The organism is Leisingera sp., from assembly GCF_034669605.1.
Classification (GTDB): Bacteria; Pseudomonadota; Alphaproteobacteria; order Rhodobacterales; family Rhodobacteraceae; genus Leisingera.
In genome coordinates, this window is the sequence record NZ_JAXMOX010000005.1 from 39,921 (window position 1) to 50,330 (window position 10,410).

General features: G+C 60.8%; 9 protein-coding genes. 5 read left to right on the forward strand and 4 right to left on the reverse strand.

The genetic code is table 11. The features are described 5' to 3' along the window. Window positions 1–3 precede the first annotated feature (3 nt). On the reverse strand, window positions 4–1,146 hold the full coding sequence (locus VOI29_RS01275; RefSeq protein ID WP_323775649.1) for an amidohydrolase: 1,143 nt from the start codon (window positions 1,144–1,146) through the stop codon (window positions 4–6). After that, window positions 1,143–2,096 (reverse strand): lipoyl synthase, encoded by a 954-nt coding sequence (gene lipA, locus VOI29_RS01280; RefSeq protein ID WP_323775650.1) that lies wholly within the window; start codon window positions 2,094–2,096, stop codon window positions 1,143–1,145. Before lipA ends, VOI29_RS01275 begins: the two co-directional genes overlap by 4 nt. Before the next feature lie 221 nt (window positions 2,097–2,317). Here lipA and VOI29_RS01285 point away from each other — a divergent pair, with 221 nt between their 5' ends. Together VOI29_RS01285 and VOI29_RS01290 are read left to right on the forward strand one after the other, a co-directional pair. Then, window positions 2,318–3,232 carry a hypothetical protein gene (locus VOI29_RS01285; RefSeq protein WP_323775651.1) on the forward strand — a complete coding sequence of 305 codons (915 nt, stop codon included), beginning with the start codon at window positions 2,318–2,320 and terminating at the stop codon, window positions 3,230–3,232. A 185-nt stretch (window positions 3,233–3,417) separates the two neighbouring features. Further along, a complete protein-coding gene (locus tag VOI29_RS01290; RefSeq protein ID WP_323775652.1) occupies window positions 3,418–3,966 on the forward strand; it encodes a peroxiredoxin in 549 nt (182 codons plus the stop codon). Between the two features lie 74 nt (window positions 3,967–4,040). Here VOI29_RS01290 and VOI29_RS01295 read toward each other — a convergent pair whose 3' ends face one another. Then, window positions 4,041–5,093 (reverse strand): DUF6456 domain-containing protein, encoded by a 1,053-nt coding sequence (locus VOI29_RS01295; protein WP_323775653.1) that lies wholly within the window; start codon window positions 5,091–5,093, stop codon window positions 4,041–4,043. 269 nt (window positions 5,094–5,362) lie between these two features. Here VOI29_RS01295 and VOI29_RS01300 point away from each other — a divergent pair, with 269 nt between their 5' ends. After that, window positions 5,363–5,722: a DUF6477 family protein gene (locus VOI29_RS01300; RefSeq protein ID WP_323775654.1), complete on the forward strand. Its 360-nt coding sequence runs from the start codon at window positions 5,363–5,365 to the stop codon at window positions 5,720–5,722. A gap of 21 nt (window positions 5,723–5,743) precedes the next feature. Here VOI29_RS01300 and VOI29_RS01305 read toward each other — a convergent pair whose 3' ends face one another. After that, on the reverse strand, window positions 5,744–7,288 hold the full coding sequence (locus tag VOI29_RS01305) for a trimethylamine methyltransferase family protein (RefSeq protein ID WP_323775655.1): 1,545 nt from the start codon (window positions 7,286–7,288) through the stop codon (window positions 5,744–5,746). Between the two features lie 243 nt (window positions 7,289–7,531). On the opposite strand from VOI29_RS01305, the gene guaA reads away from it, so the two are divergent. Then, window positions 7,532–9,100 carry a glutamine-hydrolyzing GMP synthase gene (gene guaA / locus VOI29_RS01310; RefSeq protein WP_323775656.1) on the forward strand — a complete coding sequence of 523 codons (1,569 nt, stop codon included), beginning with the start codon at window positions 7,532–7,534 and terminating at the stop codon, window positions 9,098–9,100. 116 nt (window positions 9,101–9,216) lie between these two features. After that, window positions 9,217–10,410 (forward strand): hypothetical protein (locus VOI29_RS01315; protein WP_323775657.1); only part of this gene is annotated, 1,194 nt, incomplete at its 3' end.

Consider the following 10,410-nt stretch of genomic DNA (forward strand, 5'->3'; position numbering starts at 1 on the left):
CCCTCAGCCCAGCAGGTTTCTGACTGTTTGAAGAAAGATCCCGGCCCCAGCCGGGATCGCCGCATCCGGGAAGTTGTAATCCGGATTGTGCAACTGCGGCTGATCCGTGCCGGAGCCGAGCCAGAACATCGCGGTTTTTGCCTGCTTGGCAAACTTGCCGAAATCTTCGGACCAGCGCCGGGGCACGTCCTGCATTTGTGCCGGACACCCCGCCGCTGTGGCAGCAGCGCGCAGAACGGCGACCGCGTCGGGATGGTTGGCACAGGCGTCAAATACGTCATCGAACCCGGTTGAGAATGCCAGCCCTTCTGCAGCGCAGGCCAGTGCCACTAGCGCCGAGGCATCAGATATCAGCCGCTCCATGCGGGCATCCGTGACTGTGCGCAATGTGGCCCAAACTTCACCGTATCCCGGCGCGATGCCGAACGTGGCCTCGCCCAGCCGGGCATGTGTCACGGTGACCAGGGCAAACTCCGCCCCCAGCTCAGCGCTGCTGCTCAAACCTGCAAGGGCGGGCAAAAGCTGCGCGATGGCGCCGGCCGGCGACACCCCGTCCTGCGGCGCGGCGGCATGTGATGTCTTGCCGTTCAGCTTGATCCGCATCCCGCGCGACGCGCAATTGGCAGGACCGGAACACAACGCCACCTGCCCCACCGGCAGCCCCGGAAGGTTGTGCAGCGAAAACGCATAGTCGGGCGCGATCTGCGCAAAAGCGGGATCGGCAATCACTGCTGCGGCGCCCCGGCCGGTTTCCTCGGCCGGCTGGAACAGCAGCACGGCACGGCCCCTTGCGGGACGGTTGGCTGAGAGATCCTCCGCCAGTGCGGCAACCATCGCCATATGACCGTCATGACCACAAAGATGGCCGCGGCCCGCATGGATGGAACGATAGGGCTGATCCGACAGCTCTTCGATCGGCAGCCCGTCCAGCTCGCTGCGGATCAGGACTGTGGGGCCATCTGACCGGCCCTCATAGACCGCTGCAATTCCATGCCCTCCCAGTCCCGTCAGCAGCTGATCCGGTTCGTAACGGCGCAGATAGTCCGCCACCATGGCAGCGGTTTTCTCCTCGGCGCCTGAAACCTCGGGGATTCGATGCAGGGCATGGCGCAGCCTTGTCAGCCGCGCCAAACGCTCGGGCGTCATGCAAGGCCCAGTTTCTTGTTGCGGGCCTCGCGCAGCCGCGCAAAGTCATCGCCCGCGTGGTAGGAGGAGCGCGTCAGCGGCGTCGCCGAGACCATCAGGAATCCCTTGCCATAGGCGGCTTTCTCATAAGTCTTGAATTCTTCGGGCGTCACAAACCGGTCCACCGCATGGTGTTTGGGCGTCGGCTGCAGATACTGGCCAATGGTCAGGAAATCGACATCGGCCGCGCGCATGTCGTCCATCACCTGTTTCACCGCCTGGGCATCCTCACCCAGGCCGACCATGATGCCGGATTTGGTGAACATGGACGGGTCCAGTTCCTTGACCCGCTGCAGCAGGCGCAGGGAGTGGAAATAGCGCGCACCGGCGCGGACTTCGGGGTACAGGCCGGGGACGGTTTCCAGATTGTGGTTGAACACATCGGGGCGGGCCTCGACCACGGTTTCCAGCACCGACGGATCGCACTTCAGGAAATCCGGGGTAAGGATTTCGATGGTTGTATTCGGCGAGCGGTGACGCACGGCGCGGATGGTCTGGGCAAAATGCTCGGCGCCGCCATCCTTGATATCATCGCGGTCGACCGAGGTGATCACCACGTGGTTCAGCCCCAGCTTCTGCACCGCATCCGCCACCCGGCCCGGTTCAAACACATCCAGCGCCTCCGGCGGCTTGCCGGTGGCGATGTTGCAGAACGAACAGGCCCGGGTGCAGACCTCCCCCATGATCATCATGGTGGCGTGGCCCTGGCTCCAGCATTCGCCGACATTGGGGCAGCCCGCTTCCTCGCAAACGGTGGTCAGCTTGTTGTCGCGCATGATCTTATGCGTTTCGGCATAGCCCTTGCCGCCCGGCGCCTTGACCCGGATCCAGCTTGGCTTTTTTGGCTGAGCATTATCGGGACGATGCGCCTTTTCAGGGTGGCGCTGCTCCGGGATCTTTAGGTCTCTCACGTGGGTTTCCCTTCCGGCCTCTGGCTTCATAGCGGGTTTAACATAGCTGATCAGCCTTGGCACGGTCATATCTTCAACCCTGCCTTGCTGTCTTGTCATGGCTCTACGACTGGCCAAACACAGGCGCAAATGCCGTTTTCTTTTGCCAAAGCGCCGCCCAGGCCCACATAATTCAGCTGTCAAAAAAAGGATGCGCCGTTAAAACGTTCAGGGAGGAGCCCATGGCCAAGGAGCTGGAGAAATTCAAAGCAGAGCATAAGAAACTGGCAGCAGGCACCAAGACATACACCGCAGACGAGGGCGGCAAGCTCAAAAAACGGGTCGGGATTTCGTTGGGCAACGCCTGGGAGGGCGAAGATTACTTCCGGGAAAGCCTGGCCAAGGCGCGCAAGGACGGTGTTGTGTCCAAGAAACTGGCGGACCTTCAAAAGAACAAGAACTTCAAGGACGGGCTGACCACCTGGAACAAGGCGGTGGATATTCATCAGAAAGAGCTTGATGCGATGCTGGGCTTTTGCAGCAATGCCAAGGCGCATCTGGCCAAGATGGACAAACTGCTGGCGGACATCGGCAAGGATCTGAAAAAGCGATCCAAAACGTCTGCCTCAAAAAAGGATATCGAGGCGCTGCAAGACAAGCTGGCCAAGGAAACCGCCGAAGTGAAGAAAGCGGCGCAGTATGAGGGCAAGCTGAACGCAGCACAGAAATTCTATGCTGCGAATTTCCAGAAAACCGTGGCCAGAATTCTGAAGGAAAGCGATGAGTCCCAGGATAAGAATCTGGATGCCACCGAGCTGCCGCAGCTGCTGGTGGACCGGAAACTGAAGAAATACACCAACCGGGTCGGGGTGCTGGCAAAGGCGATCAATGCGCATTGCGTGTCGGCGATCGAAAAATCCGGGCAGGACCTGAAGGCAGCAGCGCCAGATCTGAAGGCGGCGGAGGCAAAGTACAAGGATCTGAAGAAAATCAACGACCAGTACCAGACGGTGAAAAAGAAGTTTCCCGGCAAAATCAACGATTCCAAGGACAAGAAGAAGCTTCTGGCCACATTGAAGAAATTCAATGACATCACCACGGCAGCCGAGCGTAAATTGCGCGGCACCAGGGTGACAATCAAGAAGGCGGCAGTCTGACCGGCAGACTTTCTTCCGAAGGTCGCGAAACCCGCACCCGGTTTGCCGCCATTCGGCTTCCGGATCGTACAACTGCGGCGTCTTGTCCGGAACCTTCATATCTTGCTCATGGCCTTATTGATACCGGCTTAGAATCATTTTAAGTCTGCCCGCCGAACGAACACCCACCTTCAGGAGCATCCGAAATGAAAGCTGGCGTTAAGCTGCCCGACGTGACCTTCCACACCCGCGTCCGTGACGAAGCGGTCGAAGGCCCGAACCCCTTCCGCTGGGAAGACAAAACCACCGCTGACTACTTTGCAGGCAAGCGTGTTGTGCTGTTCTCGCTGCCCGGCGCCTTCACTCCCACCTGCTCCACCTACCAGTTGCCGGGCTTTGAAAACGGCTTTGCCGATTTCCAGGCCGAAGGCATCGATGCGATCTACTGCATGTCGGTAAACGACAGCTTTGTGATGAACAAATGGGCCGAAGCGCAGAACCTGAAAAACGTCGGCGTAATCCCGGACGGCTCCGGCGAGTTCACCCGCAAGATGGGCATGCTGGTCGCCAAGGACAACCTGGGCTTCGGCAACCGCTCCTGGCGTTATGCCGCCATCATCAACGATGGTGTTGTTGAAGCATGGTTCGAAGAGCCGGGCCTGTCCGACAACCACGGCGAAGACCCCTATGGCGTGTCCTCCCCGGAAACCGTGCTGAAGCACCTGAAAGAAGCCAAGGCTGAAGTCGCCGCCTAAGGCGCCGCCGCTTCTGCGAAATCTACGGGTCCGCCAAGCGCGGGCCCGTTTTCGTTTTGAGGTCTTGCCGTCGGTCAGCCGATCATCTCAGACTCCTGCGCACTGGCCTCTCCGTAATAGTCCGTCAGATGCTGAAGGGCGATGCGCAGAACAACTTTGCCAGACCGGGCCGGCCAGCCCAGATTGCGCTCCGCTGTTTCCAGCCCTTCCAGATGGCAGCAGCAGCGCAATGCGATATCGCTCAGCCCCATGCCCAGCGCCTGCAGCGCCTCGGTCATGCGTTTGCGGGCAGCGGCACCGGCCTCCAGGCTGCTGCTGCGCAGCGCTTGGCTGCCTTGGCTGCCTTGGCTGAAATACAGCTTCTCTTGCATCAGATGGCTGCTGATCTGGGCCAGCTCGAAATCTTCCCGCAGGCGCTTGCCGGCGCTGATCATGCCCGGGGTCAAAAAGGAATTCCCGTCCTTGTCGGACAGCCGGGCCAGCATCTCCAGCGGCGTTTCCGAACCGCTGTAGCGCGTCTTGCGGCCATAGCCGGAATTATCGCTGTCTGCGGGTGCCAGAAACGGCGTCTGGGCCTCGGCAAAGCCGCCCTCCAGACGGGCCCGCGCCCGGTTTTCCTGATCGGCAATGATCCGGTTCAACGCACTGCGCCCGGCAGGTGTGATGGTATAGCGGCTGATCCGGCCCCGGCGGGCACAGGAAATCCAGCCGGACAAGGCCAACGCACCGGCAAGGGGACGGGAGACCGCAACTTTCTGCCCGTCCGCCTCGGCACCTTCGCGCACGACCACTGCCATTTCCATGCCCTCGGCTGCAGCCAAAACCGCACCGCCGCGGCTGAGCAGGGTCAGAACACTGGCCGCCTCCTGTTCAAACCCGGCGGTCAATGCACGTCCAGCAGGTTTGTCCGGGCCAGTGCCAGCGTTGCAGCTTTTTCCGGAGGCAGATTGGTAACACCCGGCCAGGTATGTCAGAACTTCATCGATCAGCGGATCGTCCCGCAAGGTCTCCACCCGCCTGACCTGCCGCAAAATGGTCGAGGGATGGCACCCCGCCTTGCGGGCCAACTGCCGGATCGGGCGGCCTGCTTCTGTGTGCAGAAGGTAACGGCATGTCTCAAGCGGCACCCAGCCAGGCAGAGAAGTGCGCGGTGTGTTTTGCATATATCAAGCCCCGGTCGTTAGCCAGGCCAGCCTGCCAGCCGCGATCAATAGCGCCTGAAGCTTTTCCACGTACGCCTGACTGTAGTTGAACAAATGCGCGGATCAGGCCCCATTGTTTCCAAAGAAACCATAATCATCACAAAACACACCGTTCGCCGGTAGCCCTCTCCCCGCAACACCACAATAGGTTGTGTTATAGAACGTCCGGTACAGAGATTTGAAAGGAGAGGACCATGCAGGACGTATACACCCGCCTGACGCTGCTGCGGCGCCCCCGGGTTTTGGCACGTGCTGCCCGGCTAGGGGCACAGACCTATTGCCGGCAGCGGGATCTGCACCGGATTCTGGGGTACGGGACCCTGCCCAAACCGGCCGCTGCCGTAATGCAGCTCTTGGAGCTGGAAAGCACGCAGGACACCGCACGCAAGGCGGGTGAAGCGGGATATTCGCTGATCCGGCATGTTGATGTGCTGATTGCGCTGGCAGGCGAATCCGCCTTCCTGCGCAATACTGCCGCCCCTCCGAGAACGGAAACGGCGGCCCTTCAGGACCGCCGTTCTGCTGCAGCAGAGGCTGCTGCCCCCTGCCCCTGAGCTAGAGCTAGAGCTTTGCGATTACATGAACGCGTCGGGCATCGAGGCCTTTTTCTCGGCCACGTATTCCTCAAGCGCCTGCTTGATGGCCGGATCCATGGCCGGCTGCTCGTAAGTGGCCAGCAGTTTCTCGACACGGTTGGTCGCCAGCGCATAGGTATCGCGCGCGCCTTCTTCTTCCCAGGTCTCAAACGGCTTGTAGTCCAGCAGCTCGGACTTCCAGAAGGCGGATTTGAAGTTCGCTTGTGTGTGGGCGCAACCCAGGTAGTGGCCGCCGGGGCCAACCTCGCGGATGGCTTCCATCGCCTGGCCGTTTTCGTCGACCGAGATGCCCTTGGCAAGGCCGTGCAGCACGCCCAGCTGGTCGGCGTCCATCACGAACTTCTCGAAATCGGCAACCAGGCCGCCTTCGAGCCAGCCGCAGGAGTGCAGCATGAAGTTGACGCCGGACATCAGGCCCATGTTGAGCGAGTTGGCGGTTTCATAAGCGGCCTGCGCGTCGGGCAGTTTGGAGCCGCAGAACGACCCGGCCGAACGGAACGGCACGCCCAGGCGGCGGGCCAGCTGGCCTGCGCCATAGGTGACCAGAGACGCCTCGGGGGTGCCGAAGGTCGGCGCGCCGGAGTTCATGTCGATCGAGGACACGAAGGCGCCGAAGATCGCCGGCGCGCCGGCGCGGCACAGCTGGCGGTAGGCGATGCCGGCCAGAACTTCGGCCAGAACCTGCGTCAGGGTGCCTGCAACCGAAACCGGCGCCATGGCGCCGCCGACGATGAACGGCGAGATGATGCAGGCCTGCATGTTCTGAGCATAGACTTCCAGCGAGCCCATCATCACATCGTCGAAGGTCATCGGCGAGTTGATGTTGGTCAGCGAGGTCATCACGGTGTTGTTCTGCACGAACTCCTGGCCGAACAGGATGCCGGCCATGTCGACCGAGTCCTGAGCCCGGCTGGGTTCGGTGACCGATCCCATGAACGGCTTGTCGCTGAGAGTCATGTGGGCCATCAGCATGTCCAGATGGCGCTTGTTCACGGGGATGTCGGTCGGCTCGCAGACGGTGCCGCCGGAGTGGTGCAGCCACTTGGACATATAGGCGAGCTTCACGAATTTATTGAAGTCGTCCATGGTTGCATAGCGGCGGCCGCCGTTGCGGTCACGCACGAAGGGCGGGCCGTAGACGGGTGCCAGCACCATGTTGCGGCCGCCGACGACAACGGATTTCTCCGGGTTGCGGGCGTGCTGGGTAAACTCGGACGGAGCGGTTTCGCACAGTTTGCGGGCCAGGCCGCGGGGGATGCGCACGCGCTCTCCGTTGACATCTGCACCGGCTTCGCGCCAGCGCTGCAGCGCCGCCGGATTGTCAACGAAGTTGACACCGACCTCTTCCAGGATCGTGTCGGCGTTGTATTCGATGATCTCCAGCGCTTCTTGGTTCAGGATCTCGAAGTTCGGAATGTTGCGCTCGATGTACTTCGCGGTCTCGATCTTGACGCTGGTGCGTTCGGCGCGGCGGGCGGCGCCGCCGCCACCCCGTGCGCGACGGCGCGGTGCTGCTTCTGTCATGGTTTATCCTCACCACAGGCATTTCATTGCGATGGGTATTATAGCCCCCTCACACCGCGCCGCCGCAGGATTGCGGCCATTCAAGTTGAAAAGCGACATTGGCAGGGCATTTTCCACCGCGGCTGTGAACTTTTGCATACCTTTACCGGGTTCAGGACCGTTCTGCCGTGAAAATCAGGCCTGCAGGCGGGCGCAAGCTCAAACCCTCTTGCGGAAATCCTGTTCCTGCCCTATGGCGCGTGCATGACAGAGACATCCCATGACCGCCTTCTCATCATCGACTTTGGCAGCCAGGTCACGCAGCTGATTGCTCGCCGCCTGCGCGAGCTGAACGTCTATTGCGAAATCCACCCTTATCAGAAAGTCACGATGGAGTTTGTGCGCGAGCTGGCGCCCAAAGCGGTGATCTTCTCTGGCGGGCCGGACAGCGTGACCCGCGAGGGCAGCCCGCGTGCGCCGCAGGAGATTTTCGACTATGGCGTGCCGATCCTGGGCATCTGCTATGGCCAGCAGGTCATGATGCACCAGCTGGGCGGCTCCGTCGTAAGCGGCCATGGCACCGCCGAATTCGGCCGCGCCTTTGTCACCCCCACTGTGGAGACACCGCCGCTGCTGGAAGGCTGGTTTGCCAATGACAGCGACCGCGAACAGGTCTGGATGTCGCACGGCGACCACGTGAGCAAGATCGCCCCGGGGTTCGAGGTCTACGGCACTTCCCCCAATGCGCCCTTTGCCATCACCGCCGATGTCAGCCGCAATTTCTATGCGGTGCAATTCCACCCGGAGGTGCATCACACTCCCAATGGCGCCAAACTGTATGAGAACTTTGTCAAGCTGGCAGGTTTCTCCGGCGACTGGACCATGGGGGCCTACCGCGAGCAGATGATCGAGAAAATCCGCGAACAAGTTGGCGACAAGCAGGTGATCTGCGGCTTGTCCGGCGGTGTCGACAGCTCGGTCGCGGCGATCCTGATCCATGAGGCGATCGGCGATCAGCTGACCTGCGTCTTTGTCGACCACGGGCTGTTGCGCAAGAACGAGGCGGAAGAAGTTGTCGCAATGTTCCGCGACAATTATAACATCAAGCTGATCCACGCGGACGAGAGCGATCTGTTCCTGGGCGAACTGGACGGCCAGTCCGACCCGGAAACCAAACGCAAGATCATCGGCAAGCTGTTCATCGATGTGTTCCAGAAACATGCCGACACCATCGACGGCGCCGAGTTCCTGGCGCAGGGCACGCTGTACCCGGATGTGATTGAATCGGTGTCCTTCTCAGGCGGGCCTTCAGTCACCATCAAGTCGCACCACAACGTCGGCGGCCTGCCGGAGAAGATGGGGCTGAAACTGGTCGAACCCCTGCGCGAGCTGTTCAAGGACGAAGTCCGCGCATTGGGCCGCGAACTGGGCCTGCCGCAGTCGTTCATCGGCCGCCACCCCTTCCCCGGACCGGGCCTGGCGATCCGCTGCCCCGGCGAGATCACCCGCGAAAAGCTGGAGATCCTGCGCGAAGCGGATGCGGTCTATATCGACCAGATCCGCAAGCATGGTCTGTACGATGATATCTGGCAGGCATTTGTCGCGATTCTGCCGGTCCGCACCGTTGGCGTGATGGGGGATGGGCGGACATATGACTATGCCTGTGCCCTGCGCGCGGTGACCTCGGTCGATGGCATGACCGCCGACTATTACCCATTCAGCCATGAATTCCTGGGGGAGACCGCCACCCGGATCATCAATGAGGTTAAAGGCATCAACCGTTGCACCTATGATATCACCTCGAAGCCTCCTGGCACAATCGAGTGGGAATGACCCAGACCCTATCGCCCCGGCCCCAGCGGCCGGGGTTTTCTGTTGCGGCCTTAGTTAACCAATCCATCAGGTGTTTTTGAGATAGTTCCCCAAACACGGCCGGTTTGGAGAACCCAATGATTATTTGCCACCCGTTGAAGCTGATCTTCATCAAGACCAAGAAGGTCGGCGGCACGTCTTTCGAAATTGCCCTGTCCAGCTTCTGCGATGACAGCAGCGTCATCACTCCGATTTCCGGCGAGGACGAGCAAACCCGCGCTGACCTGGGCTATCCCGGTGCGCAGAACCATCAAATGCAGGTCTGGCCCGACGGTACAGAGACCGAGTCGCAGTTTTTCAACCATATCCCGGCAAAACAGGCCAAAGGCCTGATCCCGCAGGAGATTTGGGACAGCTACACCAAGGTCACGATCTGGCGCGATCCCTTTGATGCCGCCATCTCGCGCTATTTCTGGGAGAAGGCGATTGCCGCAAAAACCAGCTTTGGCCAATTTGTGCAGAAATACCCCAATCTGCTCATGGAAAACTGCGGCATCGCCCCGCTGGAGGGGGATGCCGCACTGGATGTCTACCTGCGCTACGAACATCTGGAAGAGGACGTCGCGGCACTCGGGATCGAGGGGCTGTGGGAACGGTTCTCCAGCTTGCGGGCCAAGGGTGCGCTGCGCCCGCGTGAGGGTGCCGATCCGGAAACGCTCTACTCCCGTTTTCCCGCCGCTGCGGAGATCGTGGCCAAACATTGCGCCGCGGAAATCCGGAAGTTCGGCTACCAGAAGCCGGAAATCACACCGGCAAAAGCGGCCGTGTCCGGCAGGGGGCAAAGCGATTTCATATTTACCCTGTCCGCCGGGCGCACCGGTACCGCCTGGCTGGCGCAGTTTTTGGGCGACAACCTGTCGGTGAATTCGGTGCATGAACCGCTGGGGGTTCTGGACTTCGGCACCAAGATGCCGGAAATCAGCCACATGCGGCGGTTCAACATGCTGGGCATGGACGGCAAGATGCAGGCCTTCTGGCAGAACAAGCTGGCCGGACTAAGGGCGCCCTATGCGGAATCCAATCACACGCTGGGCAAATGCGGGCTGATCGAGGCGCTGGCCAACAGCGACATCGCCGACCGCAGCACCGTTATCATTCTGCGCCGCGACCTGGCCAAGCAATGCGCCAGCTATGTCGGGCGCAATGATTTTCAGAACATCACCATTCCCTGGCAATGGTATCTGGACATGAGCTACGCCAATATCATCGTGAACCCCAAGATGTTCCGCCAGCTCGGACAGATCGGCTGGGCGATGTGGTACGCACTGGAG

What these genes read in the sequence shown, in the direction of transcription:
- VOI29_RS01275 (WP_323775649.1), bottom strand. Translation starts at nt 1,146, where the DNA reads ATGACGCCCGAGCGTTTGGCGCGGCTGACAAGGCTGCGCCATGCCCTG.
- guaA (WP_323775656.1), top strand. Translation starts at nt 7,532, where the DNA reads ATGACAGAGACATCCCATGACCGCCTTCTCATCATCGACTTTGGCAGC.
- VOI29_RS01285 (WP_323775651.1), top strand. Translation starts at nt 2,318, where the DNA reads ATGGCCAAGGAGCTGGAGAAATTCAAAGCAGAGCATAAGAAACTGGCA.
- VOI29_RS01290 (WP_323775652.1), top strand. Translation starts at nt 3,418, where the DNA reads ATGAAAGCTGGCGTTAAGCTGCCCGACGTGACCTTCCACACCCGCGTC.
- VOI29_RS01300 (WP_323775654.1), top strand. Translation starts at nt 5,363, where the DNA reads ATGCAGGACGTATACACCCGCCTGACGCTGCTGCGGCGCCCCCGGGTT.
- VOI29_RS01305 (WP_323775655.1), bottom strand. Translation starts at nt 7,288, where the DNA reads ATGACAGAAGCAGCACCGCGCCGTCGCGCACGGGGTGGCGGCGGCGCC.